The organism is Ravibacter arvi, from assembly GCF_039540405.1.
GTDB classification, from domain to species: domain Bacteria; phylum Bacteroidota; class Bacteroidia; order Cytophagales; family Spirosomataceae; genus Ravibacter; species Ravibacter arvi.
Genome location: NZ_BAABEY010000011.1, coordinates 110,561 through 132,005 on the forward strand (window position 1 = coordinate 110,561; position 21,445 = coordinate 132,005).

The window sequence follows — 21,445 nt, forward strand, 5'->3', positions numbered from 1 at the left end:
ACTATTTGAAAAAAAACAAAGATACACTGTAATGAAATAAGCGTACAATCGTCTTTGCTGTTGTATGGACCTAAAGAGTTTTAGCAAACGTATCATTCCCATCCAATCGCGGCTGTACCGCATTGCCCGGATGTACCTGCCCGTTATCCAGGACGCCGAGGATATGGTACAGGATACCTTTCTGAAACTCTGGAACCGGCGGCACGACCTGGACAGGTACGAAAGCCTGGAGGCGCTTGCGGTTCAGACCGTCCGCAACGGTTGCCTCGATAAAATAAAATCGCACGGCTACAGCAAAACCATTTCAGGCGACGCCGTGATGGAAAGAACCGAAACCGGGCAGACGCCGCACCAGGAAATTGAGAACAACAATAACGAAGAGCTGATCCGGAGATTGATCTCGAAACTCCCCGAACCGCAAAGGCTGATCATCCATCTCCGGGACGTTGAAGAATACAGTTTTGAAGAAATAGAATCCGTCACGCAACTGGAAATTAACAACATCAGAGTGATCCTGTCCAGGGCCCGGAAAAAAATAAAGGAAGAGTACCTCAAATATCATCGATATGGAACAAGAGATTAAAGTGCTGCTGGATCGTTTTTATGAGGGTCAGACCACGCTTGAAGAAGAAAAAAAGCTTCAGCTTTTTTTCGCAGCGCCCCTCCTATCAGAAGAAATGGCATTCGAAAAAGCCTATTTTTCTCAGATCCTCCAGGCAAGAAAAGAAAGCCTGAGCACGAAAGTGGCCGCAGCCTCTGTTGCGCAGCTTGAAACAACCACCCCTAAAATCAGGAGGCTGTACTGGCCGCTCCAGGTGGCGGCGTCGGTAATAATGCTGATTGCCGGTTATTGGATGGGCCGCCAGAATGGGGTCACTCACTCTGCTGCAGGAGAAGCATATGTCGCTCCCCGAGCCGGCAACCTGCTCTCTCTCGACTATCAAAACAGCAGTTCTGCCAGTGACCGGATCCTGGTCCTGAATCAATTATCGGACAGCGGCCCGGGCGACGACCTGACTTTGCAGCAGGTGATCAACACCCTGCACTTTGACCCGAATGTAAACGTCAGGATGGCAGCTTTGAACACGCTGCAGCCTGTGGCGAAGAAAAGAGTAGCCGCCGATGCGCTGATCAGGGCGTTGTCAATCGAAAAGGACCCTATCATACAGGTTTCTCTGATTGAAACGATTAGCCGCCTCAAGGACAAACGGGCCGTTGAAAGTTTGCGCAAACTATCGGAAGACAGCAACAACCTGGAACTTGTACGCGAAATGGCCCGACAGGCCGCCTCAGTCATCGATGCCGGACAGCTTTTTGTATAGCTATTAGCCATGAGGTTTGAGGTGTGGGGTATGGAGGGATAAGGCTTTAGGCTTCACCCATCATACCTCACCCCCACACCTCACACCTCACCAATCAAATCTCACATTCCAATGAAAAAATCCATTATTGCAGCCTGTTTTCTTTGCAGTTTCGGCCAGTTGGCGTTCGCGCAAACCTACAAAATCAAAATTCCCAATTCTGCGGACCAGCGCGTTGAAATTGAACTTCCCGCCACCGGCGTCCTCATAGAAGGGTATTCGGGCGACGAGGTAATTATCAAGGGCCCCGACAACCTCAAACCGATTCCGGACCGGGCAAAAGGGCTTAAGCCTATTTACTACGGCTCCACCGACAACACCGGGATCGGCCTGTCCGCAGAGAAGAAGGGGAATACCCTCGTCATCCAGAAAGCGGTGAGGCAGGAAGCGGCATACACCATCAAGGTGCCGTCAAAAGTATCGGTCAAATACCAGCAGCTTGAGTTCAACGGCGGCGACGATGTAGTTCTTAAGGGGTTGGAAGGAGACGTGGAAATAAAAACCAACCAGGTAAATATAAAAGCCGGTAAAATAAGCGGCTCGTTCGTAGCCAACTCCATAAGCGGCGATATTGAAGTACAATTGGGACAGGCCTCAGCCAGCAAAACTGTGGCGGTATCAACGATTAGCGGCGACATTGATATGACAATGCCCGCGGGCATCAAAAGCTCACTGGGTATGAAGGCCATCCAGGGCGAAATTTTCACAGACTTCGATATACAGCGGGTCGGTGGCGAAAGGAGCGGCAGCGGGCTTCCGCGTGTCGGTGGCGGCAACTCACTGGAGGGTACCATTAACGGCGGCGGCATGGCCGTCAACCTAAGCGTCATCTCGGGCAATATTTATCTCCGCAAAGCCCGGTAACACTACAACACGGGCCTAAGCCCAACCTTAATCCTGTCACTTTCATTCCTGACCGGTTACAAACACGAGCTGTTTGCAACCCGGGACCACTATTGTCTTTTCAAAAATCCAATCCCCAATAATTATGAAAGCCTTGCTTCTTCTGCTGCTCTTCTGGGCAAATGTTCCGTTGGTAGCGCAAAAAAGAATTGAAGAAAAACTCAGGGTCAAGCCTGGACAAAAAGTAGAGCTGGACCTCAAATTTGCCGATAGTATCCGGGTAAAATACTGGGACCAGCCGGAAGTATCCGTTGTGATCCTGGTCACGATCAATGACGGAAAACTGAATGACGCATTGACCGTCAAAACATCCGAAACGGAATCGGCAGTAAAATTGGCTGTCGACCTTGACAAACGGCTGGTAAATCAATCAAAGTCAGGTGCTGCCCCCGGAGAAAAGGACATGCCCCAAATCACGTCAACCGATATTTTGTATGACGTTTATTTACCGAGAAATGCCCCGCTTGATTTGAGCACAATCAATGGCAATGTGCTGCTGGACGGGGCAGGCGCTCCGGTAATGGCCAAGTCTATCAGCGGTTTTGTTGACATGAGCTGGCCCGATCCGCTTGGCGCCAACCTTTTTCTCAAAAGCATTACCGGCGAAGTATATTCCAACCTGGCGATAGAATTCAAGGGCAAAGTCAAAAACAATCCGATGGTGGGATACAACATTCTTGGCAAGGCAAAAGACGGCGGCCCGATGGTCCACCTGGAGTCGGTCAGCAACAACGTATACCTCCGGAAAAAGTAAAAATCCCGCCTTTCCGAACTCGCCGGCGCCCGCCGGACAACAAAAAAATGGCGCACCTCGTCAGTTCCGAACCTAAAGAAGCTCAATTGTTTTCTTTATCTTCGGAACTGTCATTTTTCAGCATCCATTTTTTAAATATTACCAAGTCCAAACCGATGAGTTCAATAACATTAAAAGGAAACCCCGTCAATACAGTCGGTACCCTTCCCGGGAAGGGGTCCAAAGCGCCAGGCTTCACCCTGACAGCCGCCGATCTTTCGGAAAAAACCGATGCCGACTTCGCGGGTAAAAAACTTATTCTTAACATTTTTCCGAGTATTGATACCGGTGTTTGCGCAACCTCAGTCAGGAAGTTCAACCAGGAAGCATCCGGCCTGGCCAACACGGTAGTGCTATGCATTTCAAACGATCTTCCTTTTGCATTAGGACGCTTTTGCGGAGCCGAGGGCCTCGACCAGGTAATACCCCTCTCGGCGTTCCGTTCCTCCTTTGGTGATGACTACGGCGTAAAAATTGCGGATTCACCGCTTAAAAATCTGTTGAGCCGGTCAGTGGTGGTCCTGAATGAGGAGGGCACTGTAGTCTATACAGAACAAGTACCCGAAACTACCCAGGAACCCGACTATACAGCAGCTCTGGCGAGCCTGAAATAATCCAACGTACCGATATCCCATGCGTCTTTTTTCAGCAACCGCGCTCCTTCTGAGCTTCTTATTTTTTACCGCTACCGCTCACGCGCAGTCCGTTCCCGACCTGTCTGTTGTGGCCCATATTGAGGGCCACTGGAAAGGAGAATTCAAAGGCGGCCCCATTGAGGCCTCCTGGTCGGCGCCTGAAGGCAACAATGTGGTCGGCTATATCCGGATGATCCAGGGCAACCAACCGTCGCTCTACGAAATCTTTGCTTTTGAACAAACGGAAAAAGGCCCGATCGTTCGTGTCAAACACTTTAAACCCGGGCTTATCTCGGTAGAAGACAAAGAAGAGGCCGACACCTATTACTTTATCGAAACCAAAAAGAACGAAACCCTGTTTGAAAAAAGCGACAAAAAAGTCAGGATTATCTACGAGCTGCGTAAGCCCAACCTGTTCGTAATCCGCAGAGGCACTCCCAAAGACGAGTCCTGGGAATTCACGGATCTTTTTGTGTTTAAAAGGGTGAAATGAAAGAGGGGAAATCGGAAGTTGGAAATCGGAAATCAGCGCGTAGCTCTGACGCCGTCAGCAGCTTTTCCGATTTCCGATTTCCGATTTCCGATTTCCCTCTCCCTACACCTTCACTACCCCTCTGAATCCCCGGGCGGCGTAGTAGGAATCGGCGCCGTTGTGATACAAAAACACTTGTCCGAAGCGGCGATCACAGAAAAGCGCACCTCCTCTTTTGCGGATATCCGGAGGTGTTATTACCCAGCTGGAAGTCTTTGCATCAAACTCTCCCAACGTTTGAAGATACCGGTACTCGGCCTCTGTCAGCATTTTTATTCCTATTTCATCTGCCATATCCGTTGCCGAGTTTTCCGGCTTGTTCATTTTTCGCGCATCCAGTGCCTCACGGTCAAAACAAAGGCTGCGCCTGCCTTTAGGCGTTTCGGGGGAACAATCATAAAACAGGAATTCACCGGTTTTCTCATCTCTCCCCACCACATCCGGTTCCCCGCCGGTTTCTTCCATTTCATTCAGGATGAAAAGTTTGCCCGGGTTGGCTTCGAGCTTTGCCCGGACCTCTTCCCATGTAATGTGTTCGTGGCGTTTCCTGTTTTTCTCAAAACGGATCTGAAGTATTGAAAAAAGCTCTTTCTGTCGGTCTGATGGCAAAGGTTTAGCCGTTGTCATGGATAAACTGTTTAAGTGGTTTGAAAATTTGATCCGGAATAGCCCATCCGGCATGTATTTCCCGGACACTCCCGCATGGCCCGGGGCATAACGATTGTTTTAAACAGGTGAATTTTCATTTTTTTCCGGTAGATTCAATCTTTTGAACCGTAATTCTTCATTGTTATTTAGATTTATAGTCAGGGAAAGCACTGCAAGTTCTGACCCATCCGGCCCTTGAAACCGGCAGCCGCATAAAAATGAAGGTGTTAAGGGTTCGTCCTGATGAAGATTTGCCGGTGGAAGTGATGAGAGAGGTGCTTACCGCCGGGATCAACTTGTTTCAAACGGAAGATTCAAAAAAAAACCGCCTTAAGTAAAGTAAAATCGCCGGCCGCTCGTCTGCGGGAGTACACGTACGCAAGCGATGAACCAATCAATGCAATTGTCCATGCCTGAGAAACGGACATTCAACCTGCCGGACACAGTCAAAAAATACGGTACCCAATTGCTCAGCTTTATCAGGGGGCGGGTAAATATCCTGGAAGATGCCGAAGATATTCTTCAGGATGTCTGGTACCAGCTGGGCAATCTCACCGCTCCCGAAGAAATTGAGAGCATCAGCGGCTGGCTTTACAGGGTAGCCCGCAACAAGATCACTGACCGGTACCGCAAACGCCAAAGCGAACTGCTCGACGACCTCGCCTATGAAGACGAAGACGGAGAAGTGAGCATAAGAGATATTCTGCTGGCAGACGAAAAAGAAAACCCCGAACTTTACCTTTTTAAAGATACCTTCTGGCAGGCTTTTACGGAAGCTCTGGAAGAATTACCGGAGAAGCAGCGGGCTGTTTTTGTTCAGAACGAACTGGAAGACAAAACCCTGCAGGAAATAGCAGATGCAAGTGGGGAACCGCTCAAGACGATCATCAGCCGGAAAGGATATGCAGTCAGGCATCTCCGCCTGCGACTGTCGGATTTATACAATGAACTTTTTCAATAGCAATGGAACCTAAAAGATTTTACGGCAGAAAAAAAATGAGGGGATTGTTTTTACTGATCGTACCTCTCGTTCTGGGAATTGCCGGGTACCTGGTAATGTGGCTCTGGAATGCCATACTACCGGATTTACTGGGGGTAAAAGCCATCAGTTTCTGGCAGGCGGCCGGTTTGTTCCTTCTCTGCAAAATACTCTTCAGCGATTTCAGAGGCCCGGGAAAACGGATGGGACGACCAGGCTTTAATCCCTACCAGATGCGCGAAGAAATGCGGAACGCAACGCCTGAGGAACGCGAAGCACTGAAGGAAGAATGGCGGAGACGATGCCGCCGTTAAAAAAACTGTTTTTTGTTAAAGTATTCTGACCCTCCATCCGTCTACCTTAAAAAGGGCCCGAATACAACAACATAAAACAGAAAAAATGAATCATAAACTCGCTTTCATACTTCCCCGTGCGGCGGCGCTCACACTAGCGGTCGGCATAGGGGCCTTGGTACTCTTCGTAGTCTTCAAGCTTTTAATTGCGTTGCTTGTCGTCGGCATGATTGTGTTTGCAGCCAAAGCGCTGACCGCGGCCTGGAGGACAGAACAATTGCCTGGCAGGCACTATACCGCCAATTCCCAAATCATTCCGCTTGAACCGACTACCCGGATTATGCCGGTGGTCGTCAGAACCCGTCCGGTGATTGTACCCATCGGATAGTACCAAATATTTTCTAACCATTCAGAATCGACAATCATGTATAATAAAGAATCATTCAACCGGGAAAATCAACATCACTTCGGCACTTCAGGCTGTGGAAATCGTTTCAAAAACAGGTTCGGACACTTGTTCGGCGGCCCGTGGGGCGGCAATATGCACAGGAACCTGTCGGAACGTCACCTGGTTAACATCGTAGAAAAGCCGGACCATTACCTGCTTTCCCTGTATGCGGCGGGCCTTCAAAAAGAACACTTCCATGTTTCGGTAGATGAAGACATACTAACCGTCCGCTATGAACCGACCGTTGAACAAGAAGGCGCGGGGTTTATATACGAGGAATATCGTCCCGCAGCTTTCAGACGTTCCTTCCAGCTTAACGGAAAAGCAATGACCGACACCATTTCCGCCAGTTACCGCGATGGCGTCCTGGAGGTTACCTTGCCGAAAAATCCGGAGGCGCACCAACCTGCTCAGGAAATAAATGTAAATTAACCTCCGAAAGTTTTTTAGCCGGGAGGGTGTCTGAAGGGTTCAAACCGTTACCTGTACTGAAACGGAGAGATCCTGCTTCAGGCACCTTCTTTGTATTCATCCAAAATACCAATGAACGCGCACACCATTCAAAAATACGCCGACCGGCAGCGAAGTGAACTGCTAGCCGTGTGGGAACAATCCGTGCTGGCCACCCATCATTTTCTGAGCACAGAAGACTTCCGCATCATTAAAAACCTGCTCCAGGATCTTGACCTGAATGAGTTTACCATTTTTTGCCTGATGTCCGGGGACCGGGTAACCGGCTTCATGGCGCTCTATGAACGGAAAATTGAAATGCTCTTTCTTCATCCGGAATTCATAGGACAAGGCTACGGAAAAAAATTGATCCGGTTCGCATTCGACAACTTTGACGCCAACCTCATTGACGTCAATGAACAGAATACGGCTGCGCTTGCTTTCTATGAAAAGATGGGATTCGAAGTGTTCGCCAGAAGCGAAAAAGACGACCTGGGTAAAAACTACCCGCTCCTGCGCATGCGGCGAAAATAATTGCCTCCCTGCAGGTTCCAACGCTTCGGCCGTTTTCCGGGTCTTTCAGAAAATCACGGTCATTGTAAATGAAAACCGCCATCCTGCTTCCGTTTATCAGTCTGCTATGGACCTCTTGTTCCGAAAACAATCCTCTGGCAACTCAAAAATGCTCCCCTTCCACGATTTGCACCGAGGAATTGAGAACGCTTTCCATGCGGGTTATATATCCGGACAGTACGCCGGTAGCCTTGGACGACTTCCAGGTACTTTTACTTCCTGAAGGCAAAGACATTACTTGGTCAAAGTCGCAGGAAAGCATGAAATGGTTCCGTAACAACGGTAATTACCCGATTATCGGCGATACCTATCAAGAGTATTTCCCGCGCAACGTTCCCATACATCTTCTTTTCAAAGGCTACCAGGGCGGTCAAGTGGTTGTATCGACAGAAGTATTTACCACTTTTGACTGCTGCCATGTAGCGTGGATTTCCGGCAAGCGCGTATTGGTGGTGGAACCGGGCGAAAAGAAGCAATAGTTCGCTGCACTAACCTATTTAAGACGCTCGAGCACGCCTTTTCTCTTGATGAGATTTTTGTAATCCCACTGGATTTCACGGGCTTTTCCGATCCAGCGACCGAGGTCCGCCAGGTTTATCTCCCCGACCTGCCGGTAGCGCGCTTCGGCCGCTTTAAAAGTCCCCTCTTTCGACAATCCCGCTTCTTCAAACGACTGACCGCTCCAGAAAAGCAGCCGGACACATCCCTTCAGCTTGCTGTACCCCGCTACCGGATTTCCATCCAGGAACCAGACAGGATGCGCATGCCAGATTTTCCGCTCCGCTTCCGGGAGAAGGCGGTCCAGTTCATTGGCCAAAAGGTTACAAACCGCCTGGTCCGTTTCCGATTGAGCCAGGTTGTAAGCTTGAATATCGGGTTGCATGGTGAATCGTTTGGTGAATCGCAATATACTACAATTGACCCAATTGAACCATTTCCCACAGCTGGTACATCGCCCAGCACACGAAAACAGCGATACCTGCCGTAAAGATGAGCAAAATACCCGACTGCCACGCCCCTTGTACCGTATTAAGGGCCGGATTGGCCGGGTTATAATATACGTCCAATGCGTCGCCAACTTTGAACTTTCCCAATTTGGACTGAAGTCCGCCGTTGTAAAACCGGCCGCTCGAAGGGTCATAGAAACGATAGCTGACAGAATCTGAAGCCGTTCGATAGCCCGGCGTAATCCTGTACACCTGCCCGACGGCCTTTCTGCCCTTTTCTATCATGTTCTTTGCACGTTGCTTCTTGTAAAGCACTATGGCGAGCGGCAGAAAAGAGAACAATACCACTCCGGTCAGGACGACGCCGGTCCAATTCATATTCGATACGGGTTACCTATTTTCTCATAGCGGCAGCTTTCAACCCGGCAGGCATTTTTTCAATGGCATACCGGAGTGCAGTTCTGGGCATTTTATGACGGCGGTTCACAACAAAATCAAAAACCTCCTCCTGGTACACCTCTGCCGCGACTTTCAATAGCCAGCCGTAGCCCTTCTGTACCATGTCGTCCTGGTCAGTCAGCAAAATTTCCGCAATTTGTAAAATCCCGCTTAAAAAAAGTCCTTTCCGCGCCGGTACGATCAGAGTGACCGCCGACGCCCGGCGCAACCAGCGGTTTTCGGCGCCCGCCCACCGCATCAGGACTTCAATCAATTCCGGGTTTTTCTCCACTACCGTGCCGATGGTATGGTTGCAAAGGGTATCGCAGGACGCCCAGTTGTTGACGTACCGGCTTAGCCAGGTTTCGAAAACATAAAAATCTTCCCGCGAAAATTTCTTTCTCAACCGGTATGACCAATTGCAGGCCACAAGCGATTCCTCCAAATAACCCGAAGCCCATAAGGCCTCACACAGCCGCCACACTTCAGCTTTCTCCAGGGCTTCGATTTCCGGGAAAAAGGACTTGCTGATCTGGTTGACCACCGGTGTTTTCACGCCGTAAATCAAAATCCCGCCTTTAAAATATTTCTGCCCGGAGGCACTCCGCCCCGGTTCAATGTGCTTGTGAAGGTCGGCTCTCACGACCTCAATTAATAGCTCCGGCATACCAAAAACTGGGTGTTCATTCAAAGGTCTGTGCGCCCGCCCGGTTACCCACCTGCAGATGCTCCATCGTTTTACCGGCAAGCTTTTTCTCGCCTACTACCGAAAAACCTACCCTAAGATACAGTTTTTTCGCTCCCGGGTTCTCTTTATCAACCAGCAGGCCGATCACCTTGCCTTCTCCGTTCACATAGGTATCGATCAAAAATTTCAACAGCATCTTCCCTAGCCCCTTTCCCTGGTGCTGTTCCAGCACGCCCAGCGTATCCAGGTATATTTCGCCCGCGCCCGTTTCGTTCTCCGGGTTGAAGTCAAGACCATAATTTGTGTGCACAAATGCTGCCACCGGTCGCCTGAGCATTTCAAGTAAAGCGCCGTCGTACAGGCAGGCAGCCGCCAGGACCGTTCCGTTTTCCACCAGCACCCAGCAATTTTCGTATGAATACTGGTTCCCCCCCAACCCCACAAGGCGCCGCATAAATTGCGCCCCCTGCGCGCGGTCCCTGCTCTTTAGGAAATGATATACAATGTCTTCCATCGCAAGGAAAAGGCATTCCGCTATCGGGTCAGAATCATTAACACCGGCTTTACGAATCTCCATATCTGCTAAAAATCTACGTTTACTGCATCGGCAGCGCCTCAAAACGGTAACCTTTTTCCGAGAAATGCGCAAGAACCCGGGGCAACATAAACCGGAGGTTCATCTCTGCCTTCAGGCTGTCGTGAAGCAGCATGATTGTTCCCGGCCCGGAGTGCCGGATGCAGGTCGCAGTCGCCTTTTCAGGTACAATCTCACGCGAAAAATCGCCGGTCAGCACATCCCACATCACCACGCGGGAGCCCGCCGGCAGGCTTCTGAACTGTGCCCGGGTCATACGGCCATAGGGAGGTCTGAAAAGCCGCGTTTCGGTTTCAAGAATATCTTGGCACATTTTGATATTTTCCAGGTACCGGTCCGTTTCCGTTTTCCACCCGTTCAGGTGGTTAAAAGTGTGGTTGCCAATAGAATGCCCCTGGCTTTTTAGCTCCTGAAATACCTGCGGATGCTTCCTGACATTATCGCCTATACAGAAAAATGTAGCCTTCGCGGAAAAGGCTGCCAGTTGTTTCAGCACATACTCCGTCACAACCGGTATGGGACCATCATCGAAGGTCAGGTAAATTACACGTTCCTGTGTATCTACTTTCCAGAGATATTCGGAGAGCCACCATTTCAATACGAGGGGTGAGCGGTGTACAAAGAATTTCATCAGTCATAGGTGCAGGCTGCCACCAAAGCTCCCTGTTTAAATCTGCCGGGAGACACGCCTACGTGCTTTTTAAACAAAGTGCAAAAATAATTGACACTTTGAAATCCAAGCCTGAAACAAACATCCGAAACGCTATTTTTTGACTCCTGCAGAAGCTCCCGCGCCTTGGTTATCCGTTCCCGGATAATAAATTCAACCGGGCTCAGCCCGAATTCGCGTTTGAAGCTCCTGAAAAAATGCGGCTTGCTCATACAGGCCAGGTCACTGAGCTTCTCAACCGTGAGATTCTGGTCGAGGTTTTCCTTCACAAACTCAACTACGCGTGCAAACCGGTTGGAACTGCTCAGCAGCTTATAATGGCCGAAGATAAGCCCGCGCGCCTGGGTTTGCATGAGCCTCAGCAGAAGCTCCTGTATAGCCATATTGACAAAAATATCTTTTCCGGGGTTGCTTTCACGGGCCAGGCGCATGATCCTGTCAATGGTATAGGATATTTCCTGTGTATTCTGAATATGAAACTGGTCTGAAGCAAGGCTCCAGGAATCTTTCTCATTGGTTTTGGCAAACTGGTTGTTCAGTATTTCAACCGTCTCTTTTATTTTACGCTCATCAATTGCCAGCGCAATACACTGGGCCGGCGTTTTAAAAGAAGCTTCCGGAAAATCAATAACCATTGTCTCGTTGGATGGCATAATCACCGATTCCCCCGGGACATAATCAAAGCTTTGCCGGTTGTCAAAGAGGTGCATCACTTTTTTACCCCGCAGCATAGCCGTATAAACCAGGTCAGGAAACCGGAGGTTCACCCTTTCGCTTGGCTGATAAGTCTCGAAAACATTCATTTCGCAATGCTCCATCGTATAAATCGACCGGTTTTCTACCAGTGTGTGAAGCCGTCCAGAAGGGGTTAAATCAGGAAGACTGGGAATACTCCGGTTGTTCATCGTCATCACGTTTTAAATGATTATCCGCTAATATGGAAACGTCCGAACCGTTTTAAAAGTTTGGATCAAACAAAGATATTTTATTGCAACAAGCGGATAGGATATTGAAATATTCCCCAAAAAGATGATACTATTTTTGTGAAGGCGTAAGCCGGAATTAGTTTATATCATTCATAAAAAGTCAGGATATATGGCAACTGTAGCAGAGAAAAAGCAAACCCTGGTGGCGAGGCCTTCCTTCAAGGAGCGGTATGATAATTTTATCGGCGGAAAGTGGACGGCGCCGGCGCGTGGAGAGTACTTCGACAATATTTCCCCCATCGACGGGAAAGTGTTTACCCAGGTGGCGCGGTCGACCAAAGAAGATGTAGAGCTGGCGCTCGACGCCGCCCATGAGGCGTTCAAAAGCTGGAGCAAAACATCGGCCGCCTACCGGAGCAATATTTTGTTGAAAATAGCGCAGCGGATGGAGGACAACCTTCCCTACCTGGCGGCCGTGGAGACTGTTGACAACGGCAAGGCCATCCGCGAAACGCTGGCCGCGGATCTGCCGCTGGCTATTGACCATTTCCGGTATTTCGCAGGCGCTATCCGGGCAGAAGAGGGAAGTATTGCCGAACATGACCCCGATACGGTGAGCATAGTGCTGCACGAGCCGCTGGGCGTCGTCGGTCAGATTATCCCCTGGAATTTCCCCATCCTGATGGCCGTGTGGAAGCTAGCGCCTGCATTGGCTGCCGGTAATACCGTCGTGCTGAAACCTGCGGAGCAAACCCCGACTTCCATCCTGGTGCTGTTTGAGCTACTGGAGGACATTCTGCCGGCCGGGGTGGTCAACATTGTCAACGGGTTTGGTGCGGAGGCCGGAAAACCCCTCGCTACCTCGCCCCGGATCGCTAAAGTTGCATTTACCGGTGAAACCACCACCGGCCGCCTGATTCTTCAGTACGCCTCCGAAAACATTATCCCCGCCACAATGGAACTCGGCGGGAAATCACCCAACATTTTCTTCCCGTCGGTTTTCGATGCCGATGACGAGTTCCTGGACAAGGCCATCGAAGGCGCCGTTCTTTTTGCGCTTAACCAGGGGGAAGTCTGTACATGCCCTTCCAGGATGCTGGTACACGAAAGTATTTATGACAAGTTTATGGAGCGGGTCATTGCGCGTACGAAAGCCATCAAAACCGGCCATCCCCTTGATCCGGGCACGATGATGGGCGCCCAGGCCTCCAACGACCAGTACGAGAAAATTCTGTCCTACATCAAAATAGGCGAAGACGAAGGCGCGCAGGTGCTTACCGGCGGCGGCCCCAATCAAAAAGACGGTGAAGAAGCCGGCGGATACTACATACAGCCCACGATTCTGAAGGGGAACAACAAAATGCGGGTATTCCAGGAAGAAATCTTCGGACCCGTTGTATGCGTAACTACCTTTAAAACTACCGAAGAGGCTATCGAAATTGCCAACGATACGCTGTATGGATTGGGCGCAGGTGTCTGGACAAGAGATGCGCACGAACTGTACCAGGTACCGCGGGCGGTGCAGGCGGGCCGGGTTTGGGTCAACAATTACCATGCCTACCCGGCGCACGCTCCTTTTGGCGGCTATAAAAAATCCGGTTTCGGTAGGGAGAACCACAAGATGATGCTCGACCACTACCGCCAGACGAAAAATATGCTGATCTCTTATAACAAGAACAAGCTGGGCTTCTTCTGACAATCTCTCCGGGCTGGCGGCGCCTCCAGGTACCGCCGGCCCGTAATTGAAAATCCTGCGCCAATGTTATGATGACCAAACGTGTGTTGATTACCCCGGAAGCAATGGAAGTAGTGGACCAGCTTACCGATCGATACGGGCCGCTAATGTTTCACCAGAGCGGCGGTTGCTGCGACGGCTCACAACCGATGTGCTTCCAGGAAGGAGATTTCAAAGTAGGCAGCAGCGACGTTCTCCTCGGCGAGATTTACGGCTGCGATTTCTATATGAGCGCCGACCAGTTTGAATACTGGCAATACAGCCAGCTTACAATTGACGTGACAGAAGGCAGAGGGGCAAGTTTCTCTCTCGAAATCCCGTTGGGCGTCCGTTTTGTAACGCGTTCAAGGATGTTTTCGGATGAAGAACTAAGGACGCTGGAGCCGGTAGTACGCTGCGAAACGCGCTAAACCCCATCAGCCTGAGAAAAAGGTTTTTATCGCCGGAGGTGTACCGCCGGACGGTCATCCTGAGCGAAACGCAGTGGAGCCGAAGGATCTCCTGTTGTTAGAAAAACCATATTTAAGGGATTGGGGTCCGGGGAGCGGGAGATCCCTCCACTACGGTCGGTATGACCGTCCGGATGGCGCCCCCATCCGTAGTATTGTCAATAGCAGCGCATCTGCCGGAGGGTCATCCTGAGCGGAACGCAGGGGAGCCGAAGGATCTCCTGTTGCTAGAAAAATCCTATTTATAGGATTAGGTACTAGGAGCGGGAAATCCCTCCACTACGGTCGGGATGACCGTCCGGATGGCGCCCCCATCCGTAGTATTGTCAATAGCAGCGCATCTGCCAGAGGGTCATCCTGAGCGGAACGCAGTGGAGCCAAAGGATCTCCTGTTATTAGAAAAATTCTGTTTAGAGAATTGGATCTGGGGAGCGAGAGATTCCTCGGCTCCGCTCGGAATGACCGTCCGGTTGGAGCGGCGCCATCCATCGTGTTGTCAATGGTAGCGCATCTGCCGGAGGGTCATCCTGAGCGGAACGCAGTGAAGTCGAAGGATCTCCTGTTATTAGAAAAATCCCATTTAAAGGGTTGGGTCCAGGGAGCGGGAGATTCCTCGGCTCCGCTCGGAATGACCCTCCGGTTGGAGCGGCGCCATCCATCGTGTTGTCAATGGTAGCGCATCTGCCGGAGGGGCATCCTGAGCGCAGCGCAGTGGAGTCGAAGGATCTCCTGTTATTAGAAAAATCCCGTTTAGAGAATTGAATCCGGGCAGCGGGAGATTCCTCGGCTCCGCTACCATTGACAACATCTATTTGTCATCTCCGCTACAAGGTGTTTTCGCAAAAAAAACTGTTTGCTCGGAATGACCGTCCGGTTGGAGCGGCGCCATCCATTGGTAGCGCAACGCAGTGAAGCCGGAGGATCTCCTGTTGGTATAAAAAGCCCCCTGAAAGTGACTAGGTGCAAGAAGCGGGAGATCTCTCCACTACGGGATGGCACCTTTTCAACCCCTCCTTTTATTAATCCCAAACAAAAAAACCTGAACCAATTCCACCCAACCAAATAATGCACTGATAATGAACCAAGTAAAACTTTTTTCTATTTAATCTACTAAATCTATATACTAGATAAAATTATTTTTCTTAGGTTTGCCTCCGAACTAACCGAACAAGATGTACAAACGCAATCTACCAGTCGCCTGCCGATGTTGCGGCGGCTTGAACCCGGCCAAGGTCCCCCCTTTGCCTGACCTGAAGCAATTCATTTCCCGCACATCTACATTTGCATAAACGCCTGTATAACGGCGAGCCGTCAAGGCCCGTCGCTAATGGCTCAAACCTCTTTACAAAGATGAAATTCATTATAAAATCTATATTTTCTATAGGCTTACTTCTATATTCGTCAAACCTGTTAGCCCAGGACAGAACCACTATCAACGCCCTGATCACCGGGACTATCATAGACAGCGAGAGCAGCGAACCACTGATCGGCGCCGCCGTTACCATTAAAGGCACCACCAATGGCGACCTCACCGACGAAAATGGTCAATTCTTCCTGAAAACGGGCCAGAAACTTCCTTTTACACTCATCGTTACCTATGTCGGGTACGTCAGGAAGGAGGTACTGGTCAGCGACGAGAAGGTTACTATCAAGCTGGACCCTACCTCCAGAAGCCTCGAGGACGTAGTAATTTCTTCCCGCCGCAGGCAGGAAGTCTCCCAGGAGGTACCCATCCCGATCTCGGTCATCCGCGGTGCCAAGGCAGATGACGCTGGCGCTTTCAATGTAAACCGGTTGAAAGAGCTGATCCCGACCGTGCACCTGTATTCATCCAATGCCCGCAATACTACCCTGAATATCCGCGGCCTCGGCTCCACCTTTGGTCTTACCAACGACGGAATTGATCCGGGAGTAGGCTTTTACGTAGACGGCGTGTACTATGCCCGTCCCGCCGCCACTGCGCTCGACTTCGTAGATATTGAGCAGGTAGAAGTACTTCGCGGACCGCAAGGCACCCTTTTTGGCAAAAACACAACCGCAGGGGCCTTCAACATTACCACCCGCGCGGCCAGCTTTAACCCTGGCGCCAGCTTTGAATTAAGTTACGGCAACTACGGTTATGTACAGGCAAAGGCGTCGGTCACCGGTCCGCTGAGCAAAAAACTGGCCGCCCGGGTGTCCTTTACCGGCACGCAGCGCAACGGCCTGTTCTTTAACCAACATACCCAGCTGCCCATCAACGACATCAACAACATCGGGGTTCGCGGGCAAATTCTTTACACCCCAAGCGACCGTGTAAAAATTACCCTCATCGGCGACGTGTCCGACCAGAAACCAACCGGGTACGGCTGGCCGGTAGCGGGGGTAGTCACTACAAAAAGAGCAGCATTCAGACAATTCAATGCCATCATCGCCGACTTAAATTACACTTTGCCCTATAAAAGTGCCTTCGAAAGAATTATTGATCTCGACACCCCCTCAAAAGCAGACAATCAGTTAGGCGGTGTCTCTGCCAACGCCGATATCAAAATCGGCAACGGAACGCTCACCGCTACAACCGCCTGGCGTTACTGGAAATGGGTGCCGCTCAATGATCGCGACTACATAGGGCTTCCCGTCTTTACCGTTTCCGCAGGAAATTCCTACCACGACCAATGGTCACAGGAAATCAGGTACTCCGGCAGGATTACCCCTAAACTAAGTGGCGTTGTGGGTGTTTTCGGCCTGTGGCAGGATTTGACCACCGATCCGGTACATACCGAAGAAGCAGGGGCGGCACAGTGGCGGTTTGCGCAAACCAACAGCAACCCGCTCTGGCAGACACCCGGCCTTTTCGACAATTTCGGGATCCGTACGAATTACGGCATCCGGAGCACCAGCCTCGCTGTTTTCGGACAGGCTGACTGGAATATCTTTAACAAATTTCACCTGCTCCCAGGAATTCGTTACAACTACGATAAGAAAGTCGTGCACTACAGCAGGCAGGTCTATGGCGGCCTGCAGGATGTGACGCCGGAGTTGCAGGCTTTGAAAAACGGGATCTACAACAATCAGAAATTCGACACCGATTATGCCGAAGGCAACTTTTCCGGTCAGCTTTCGCTCCAATACAAGCCTAACAGCAACATCAACGCCTACGCTACCTACTCAATCAGCTATAAACCCATAGGCGTGAATGTGGGTGGTCTGCCGACCGCAAACGGCCAACCGATGCTGGAGCTGGCCAATGTGAAACCCGAACTGGTCAACCACAAGGAAGTGGGCATTAAGACCAAGCCTTCTGCCAACTCGGTCCTCAACCTGACTTTTTACCAGACCGACATAGACGACTACCAAACCCAGGTACAAACCCCTGACCCGGGTGTCAACAGGGGTTACCTTGCCAACGCAGACAAGGTGCGGGTACTCGGCGCCGAACTCGACGGGAACATCCGTTTCGGCAATCATTTCAGCTTCAATGCGGCAGCGGCCTATACCAATGGCAAATACATTCGCTTTGAGAATGCGCCCGTACCATTGGAAGAAGTAGGCGGTGCATCGGCCTTCAAAGATATTTCGGGGGGAGTATTGCCCGGTATTTCGAAGTGGGCGGGATCTGTTGGCGGCGAGGCCACTACGCGGGGTAACTTCCTGGGCCTGGCCGGAAATTACTTCGGTGCGATTGATGTATTCTTTCGCTCCAAATTCTCTTCCAGCCCTTCCCCCTCCCAATATCTTAACATCGAAGGATATTCCCTTACCAATGCACGCGCCGGGTTCCGCGCGTCTAACGGGATTACGGTATTCGTCTGGGCGCGGAATGTGTTCAATAAAGATTACTACGAACAACTCCTGGCCGCCCCCGGCAGCTATGGCCAATATGCCGGCGTGGTAGGCGACCCGCGTACTTATGGTGTTACGCTGCGCTACGTGTACTAAATCAGCGTAAGGCGGGAATATGTTTATCCGGCGGCTGTAGGTTTGCAACACTGAAATGGGTTCGGGGGCTCACCCCTCGAACCCATTTTTATAAAGGAGACTTTTCGACCCGCTACGCTCCGTTCAAAATAGCCCGGGGGGATGGCGTGCAATCATCCGCGACTTTTGGTACCTTTGCTCCTCATTTTCCGCAAGACGCTCGCATGATTGAAACGCACGCACATATCTACGATCAACAATACCTCGACGACCTGGACGAAATGCTGCACAGGGCCTGGCAAGCGGGTGTAACGGAAATCTGGATGCCCAACTGCGATGACGCAACCATCGGGCCCATGCTTGAAATTGCCGATGCGAATCCCGGTAAATGCCTCCCGATGATCGGCCTCCATCCCTGTTATGTTAACGACCGGTTTGAATCCCAGATCCGGGTAGTGGAAGAATGGTTGGGGAAGCGTAAATTTATCGCAATCGGTGAAATCGGGATGGATCTTTTTTGGGATAAAACGTACCGGCAGGAACAGGAAGCCGCGTTTCTCTACCAGTGTGAGCTCGCCCTTCAGCACCATCTCTGGATTGACATCCACAGCAGGGAAGCATTTCACGAAACGGTAAAGCTGATCGAAAAGGTAGGAAATCCGGCGTTGACCGGGATTTTCCACTGTTTTACCGGTAATCTTGATGAGGCCCGCATTGCGATCGACCTGGGGTTTAAATTAGGCATCGGCGGTGTAGCTACCTTCAAGAATGGCGGACTGGATGCTGTCTTGCCGCATATTGACCCGGTACACGTGGTATTGGAAACCGACTCGCCCTACCTGGCTCCGGTCCCGCTGCGCGGCAAGCGGAACGAAGTGGCTTATATTGACCTGGTCGCTCAACGCGTTGCCGACCTCATGCAAATGAAAAAAGAGGATCTCATCCGGCAGACCACTGCCAATGCCAGGAGCTTACAGCGGGCCTGAAACTCGCCTCTTACTCTTCAAACTGTCCTTTCTTACCGGTTTTAGCCTGTTTTAACCGGTAGTTAAGGGTTAGGTTAAACTGCCGAACCCTCCCCTGCGAGTTGTTGTAGGTATAGAAATTTGACCCTTGGGTAATGGTCCTGAAGCGCCTTGAATTAAACACGTCGAGGACGTTAAAGGTGAGCGTTCCGTTGCCCTTCAGCACGTCGCGGCTGACAGCAAAGTCAAGCGCATAAATTGCTTTTCGCTTGCCTTGCGGCATAATTTGCGGCGCTTCATAGTTGTTCCGTAACTGGAAATCCGCTCCTTTCCAGGTAATACGCGCAGACAGGCGCCCCAACCAGGTGAAAGTCTTGCTATCGTAATTTTCGTTCTCGTTGTACTGTTCATTCAGGTTGTCGCCATTGATCACAGATCTGAAAAAATTCAGGTTGCCATCCAGCTTGAGCCAGCTGCTGACATTGCTGGTACCGGTAAACTCCAGGCCGTAGGCGTTTTCGGTTGCCAGGTTTTCCGGCCGGGCATAAGCAAACCCGCTTTCATCCATCCTCCTGATCTGCAATATTTTATCAACGGTATGCCGGTAATATAACGACGAGGTAAAAGTTCCGCGCTCCAGGTACTTCACGTGACCCAGCTCAAACGAGTTCGTGAATTCCGGGTTGAGGTCCGGGTTACCACTCCAGTAATTTCTATTGTCGGTGAAAGTCATAAACGGGCTCAGGTCATTGTAACCCGGCCTCCGGATACGGCGGCTAAAGCTGACCTGAAGCGCATTCTGCCCGGGCAGTTCGTAGGTTACATGCACGCTTGGGAAAAGCCGGCCGTATTTCCTGTTATTAACTTCGTTGCTGTCGACAAGCGTAGTGGTGACATCGCTCCATTCACCCCGCAGCCCGACCTGGTAAGAAAACTTCTGATGTTTGTTTCCATAGATCCCGTAGAGAGCGTGGATGTTTTCATCATAGAGAAAATAATTGGTAAACCGGGGAATATTTTCCAGACTACCGTCCGGTTTCACATTGGCAACAAAATAGTCGTTGGTCATGTCCCGGAAACTGCTCCGCGCACCGGCCTCAAACTTGCCGTCTTTCCCGAAGGGCTGCACGTAGTCGACCTGGAAAAGCCATTGCTTTTCCGTCTCGTCATTGATCGACCGCTGCAGCGAGTACCTTTCCTCGCCGCCGGTGGGAGTTACGGTTTCCCCGAAATACTGGTCTGATTTCTCCCAGTTATCCAGGTGGCGCACATCCACCAACAGCTCGTGGCCCTTGCGGCCAAAACGCTTCTTATACGAAAGGTTGTATTCTGAATTAGGCTCGGTCTCGGTCTCGTCCTGGGTGCGGTACGACCGGCTCAGGAGGTTCGAGGTATTGGTAAGATAATCGTTGTAGTGGATATGGGAATACCGCTTCCCCTTGGTTCTACGCCAGGTATAGGCGGCTGTCAGGATGCTGCTTTCGCTGAAAAAATAGTCAGCCCCCATCCTGAGGTTATTGTGGAATGCCTTCAGTTCACGGTCAAAGGTCATGTCCGTTATGAAAGTCGAATCATTCCGGTAAAGCTCCTGGTACTGCCTGGTATCGCCCAGGGTGCTGCGGTAAGTCAGCATGTAATTGGTAAAGAAATTGAATTTGCGGTGGCGGAAATTCAGGTTCGCAGCCCCGCCCAAATTCATCGGATAGCCGGTAATAATGTCAAATGAGCCATTCAATCCCTCTTTCTGTTCCTTTTTCAGGACAATATTGATAATTCCTCCCATTCCCTCTGCTTCATAGCGCGCCGAAGGATTGGTAATGACTTCTATCCGTTCAATCATACTGCCCTGCAATTGCTGGAGTCCGGCGCCGCCCTTAATGCTCACAAGGCCGGAGGGTTTCCCGTCGACCAGGATACGAACACTGCTGCTGCCACGCAAGCTCACATTTCCCTCCAGGTCTACCGCCACGCTCGGCACGTTGTTGAGTATCTCGATGGCATTTCCACCCGCGTTGGCCAGATCTTTTCCAACGTTAAAAATCCGCTTGTCAAGCGCTACTTCATAGGTACTCTTTTCTCCCTGCACTACCACTTCGTCCAGGTTTTTCGTAGCCGCTTTTAATTTTACTGCCCCGATATCCGTCATCGTACCGGCCACTGTCACCTGTCTTTTCTCCTGGTTATACCCCACGAATTCAAACAAAAGCCAATATCTTCCTTCCTTCAGGGTTACCTCAAATTTCCCGTCGAGATCGCTTACTTCTCCGGAAATAAATGTGCTGTCAGGCAGGTGAAAAAGCCTTACACTGGCAAAAGGAAGCGCAGCGCCGGAACTTTCATCCTGGATTACACCACGTATTTTTGACGACTGAGCAACGGCAGTACCCGAAAATGCAATGAAAAGCAACCAACCGAAAAAGAGCAACCGAAAGAATTTTTGCATCAAAGGGGGATTAGGGGGTGAGGTATCATTAGGTGTGAGGGGTGAGGTATGAGGTGTGAGGGTAAGCCGGCTCACCC

Annotated in this window: 25 protein-coding genes; 17 read left to right on the forward strand and 8 right to left on the reverse strand. The window is 50.7% G+C overall.

Going from position 1 to position 21,445, the window contains the following annotated elements:
• Positions 1–64 precede the first annotated feature (64 nt).
• The 6 genes from ABD852_RS05175 (at position 65) to ABD852_RS05200 (ending at position 4,185) form a co-directional block, all read left to right on the forward strand.
• Complete coding sequence (locus ABD852_RS05175; protein WP_345026964.1) at positions 65–583, forward strand: RNA polymerase sigma factor; 519 nt, start codon at positions 65–67, stop codon at positions 581–583.
• Positions 567–1,322 carry a HEAT repeat domain-containing protein gene (locus ABD852_RS05180; RefSeq protein WP_345026965.1) on the forward strand — a complete coding sequence of 252 codons (756 nt, stop codon included), beginning with the start codon at positions 567–569 and terminating at the stop codon, positions 1,320–1,322. Before ABD852_RS05175 ends, ABD852_RS05180 begins: the two co-directional genes overlap by 17 nt.
• 111 nt (positions 1,323–1,433) lie before the next feature.
• The gene (locus ABD852_RS05185) at positions 1,434–2,225 is read left to right on the forward strand and encodes a DUF4097 family beta strand repeat-containing protein (RefSeq protein WP_345026966.1); all 792 of its coding nucleotides are present in this window, start codon (positions 1,434–1,436) and stop codon (positions 2,223–2,225) included.
• 124 nt (positions 2,226–2,349) lie between these two features.
• Complete coding sequence (locus ABD852_RS05190) at positions 2,350–3,018, forward strand: DUF4097 family beta strand repeat-containing protein (RefSeq protein WP_345026967.1); 669 nt, start codon at positions 2,350–2,352, stop codon at positions 3,016–3,018.
• Between the two features lie 155 nt (positions 3,019–3,173).
• The gene (tpx, locus tag ABD852_RS05195; protein ID WP_345026968.1) at positions 3,174–3,671 is read left to right on the forward strand and encodes a thiol peroxidase; all 498 of its coding nucleotides are present in this window, start codon (positions 3,174–3,176) and stop codon (positions 3,669–3,671) included.
• 19 nt (positions 3,672–3,690) lie between these two features.
• Positions 3,691–4,185 (forward strand): DUF6265 family protein, encoded by a 495-nt coding sequence (locus tag ABD852_RS05200; RefSeq protein WP_345026969.1) that lies wholly within the window; start codon positions 3,691–3,693, stop codon positions 4,183–4,185.
• A gap of 102 nt (positions 4,186–4,287) precedes the next feature.
• Here ABD852_RS05200 and ABD852_RS05205 read toward each other — a convergent pair whose 3' ends face one another.
• Positions 4,288–4,851, reverse strand: coding sequence for a DUF4256 domain-containing protein (locus tag ABD852_RS05205; protein ID WP_345026970.1), 564 nt, complete (start codon positions 4,849–4,851; stop codon positions 4,288–4,290).
• Between the two features lie 406 nt (positions 4,852–5,257).
• Here ABD852_RS05205 and ABD852_RS05210 point away from each other — a divergent pair, with 406 nt between their 5' ends.
• The 6 genes from ABD852_RS05210 to ABD852_RS05235 all read left to right on the forward strand — a co-directional run bounded on the left by ABD852_RS05210 (position 5,258) and on the right by ABD852_RS05235 (position 8,094).
• Positions 5,258–5,833, forward strand: coding sequence for an RNA polymerase sigma factor (locus ABD852_RS05210; protein WP_345026971.1), 576 nt, complete (start codon positions 5,258–5,260; stop codon positions 5,831–5,833).
• Between the two features lie 2 nt (positions 5,834–5,835).
• Positions 5,836–6,165 carry a hypothetical protein gene (locus ABD852_RS05215; protein WP_345026972.1) on the forward strand — a complete coding sequence of 110 codons (330 nt, stop codon included), beginning with the start codon at positions 5,836–5,838 and terminating at the stop codon, positions 6,163–6,165.
• A gap of 85 nt (positions 6,166–6,250) precedes the next feature.
• Positions 6,251–6,532: a hypothetical protein gene (locus ABD852_RS05220; RefSeq protein ID WP_345026973.1), complete on the forward strand. Its 282-nt coding sequence runs from the start codon at positions 6,251–6,253 to the stop codon at positions 6,530–6,532.
• A 36-nt stretch (positions 6,533–6,568) separates the two neighbouring features.
• Complete coding sequence (locus tag ABD852_RS05225) at positions 6,569–7,024, forward strand: Hsp20/alpha crystallin family protein (protein ID WP_345026974.1); 456 nt, start codon at positions 6,569–6,571, stop codon at positions 7,022–7,024.
• Between the two features lie 111 nt (positions 7,025–7,135).
• The gene (locus tag ABD852_RS05230; protein WP_345026975.1) at positions 7,136–7,576 is read left to right on the forward strand and encodes a GNAT family N-acetyltransferase; all 441 of its coding nucleotides are present in this window, start codon (positions 7,136–7,138) and stop codon (positions 7,574–7,576) included.
• Positions 7,577–7,644: 68 nt separating this feature from the next.
• Positions 7,645–8,094: a hypothetical protein gene (locus ABD852_RS05235; protein WP_345026976.1), complete on the forward strand. Its 450-nt coding sequence runs from the start codon at positions 7,645–7,647 to the stop codon at positions 8,092–8,094.
• A gap of 14 nt (positions 8,095–8,108) precedes the next feature.
• Here ABD852_RS05235 and ABD852_RS05240 read toward each other — a convergent pair whose 3' ends face one another.
• From ABD852_RS05240 to ABD852_RS05265, 6 genes are read right to left on the reverse strand one after another with little or no spacing between them, the layout of a single operon-like run.
• Positions 8,109–8,498 carry a DUF1801 domain-containing protein gene (locus ABD852_RS05240; RefSeq protein ID WP_345026977.1) on the reverse strand — a complete coding sequence of 130 codons (390 nt, stop codon included), beginning with the start codon at positions 8,496–8,498 and terminating at the stop codon, positions 8,109–8,111.
• A gap of 28 nt (positions 8,499–8,526) precedes the next feature.
• Entirely contained in the window at positions 8,527–8,940 is a 414-nt protein-coding gene (locus ABD852_RS05245) for a DUF3592 domain-containing protein (RefSeq protein WP_345026978.1), read from the reverse strand.
• A gap of 16 nt (positions 8,941–8,956) precedes the next feature.
• On the reverse strand, positions 8,957–9,667 hold the full coding sequence (locus tag ABD852_RS05250; RefSeq protein ID WP_345026979.1) for a DNA alkylation repair protein: 711 nt from the start codon (positions 9,665–9,667) through the stop codon (positions 8,957–8,959).
• 16 nt (positions 9,668–9,683) lie between these two features.
• Entirely contained in the window at positions 9,684–10,265 is a 582-nt protein-coding gene (locus ABD852_RS05255) for a GNAT family N-acetyltransferase (RefSeq protein ID WP_345026980.1), read from the reverse strand.
• 19 nt (positions 10,266–10,284) lie between these two features.
• Positions 10,285–10,914, reverse strand: a complete 630-nt coding sequence (locus tag ABD852_RS05260) for a polysaccharide deacetylase family protein (RefSeq protein WP_345026981.1) — start codon at positions 10,912–10,914, stop codon at positions 10,285–10,287.
• On the reverse strand, positions 10,914–11,858 hold the full coding sequence (locus ABD852_RS05265; protein WP_345026982.1) for an AraC family transcriptional regulator: 945 nt from the start codon (positions 11,856–11,858) through the stop codon (positions 10,914–10,916). The genes ABD852_RS05260 and ABD852_RS05265 overlap by 1 nt, the downstream gene beginning before the upstream one ends.
• A gap of 190 nt (positions 11,859–12,048) precedes the next feature.
• Between ABD852_RS05265 and ABD852_RS05270 the strand changes: the two genes are divergently transcribed.
• The 5 genes from ABD852_RS05270 (at position 12,049) to ABD852_RS05290 (ending at position 18,946) form a co-directional block, all read left to right on the forward strand.
• Positions 12,049–13,575: an aldehyde dehydrogenase family protein gene (locus ABD852_RS05270; RefSeq protein WP_345026983.1), complete on the forward strand. Its 1,527-nt coding sequence runs from the start codon at positions 12,049–12,051 to the stop codon at positions 13,573–13,575.
• A 71-nt stretch (positions 13,576–13,646) separates the two neighbouring features.
• The gene (locus ABD852_RS05275) at positions 13,647–14,024 is read left to right on the forward strand and encodes a DUF779 domain-containing protein (protein ID WP_345027097.1); all 378 of its coding nucleotides are present in this window, start codon (positions 13,647–13,649) and stop codon (positions 14,022–14,024) included.
• Positions 14,025–14,562: 538 nt separating this feature from the next.
• On the forward strand, positions 14,563–14,739 hold the full coding sequence (locus tag ABD852_RS05280) for a hypothetical protein (protein WP_345026984.1): 177 nt from the start codon (positions 14,563–14,565) through the stop codon (positions 14,737–14,739).
• Between the two features lie 674 nt (positions 14,740–15,413).
• Complete coding sequence (locus tag ABD852_RS05285) at positions 15,414–17,981, forward strand: TonB-dependent receptor (RefSeq protein ID WP_345026985.1); 2,568 nt, start codon at positions 15,414–15,416, stop codon at positions 17,979–17,981.
• 203 nt (positions 17,982–18,184) lie between these two features.
• Positions 18,185–18,946, forward strand: coding sequence for a TatD family hydrolase (locus tag ABD852_RS05290; protein ID WP_345026986.1), 762 nt, complete (start codon positions 18,185–18,187; stop codon positions 18,944–18,946).
• A gap of 10 nt (positions 18,947–18,956) precedes the next feature.
• Here ABD852_RS05290 and ABD852_RS05295 read toward each other — a convergent pair whose 3' ends face one another.
• Positions 18,957–21,368, reverse strand: coding sequence for a TonB-dependent receptor (locus tag ABD852_RS05295; protein ID WP_345026987.1), 2,412 nt, complete (start codon positions 21,366–21,368; stop codon positions 18,957–18,959).
• Positions 21,369–21,445: the final 77 nt, after the last annotated feature.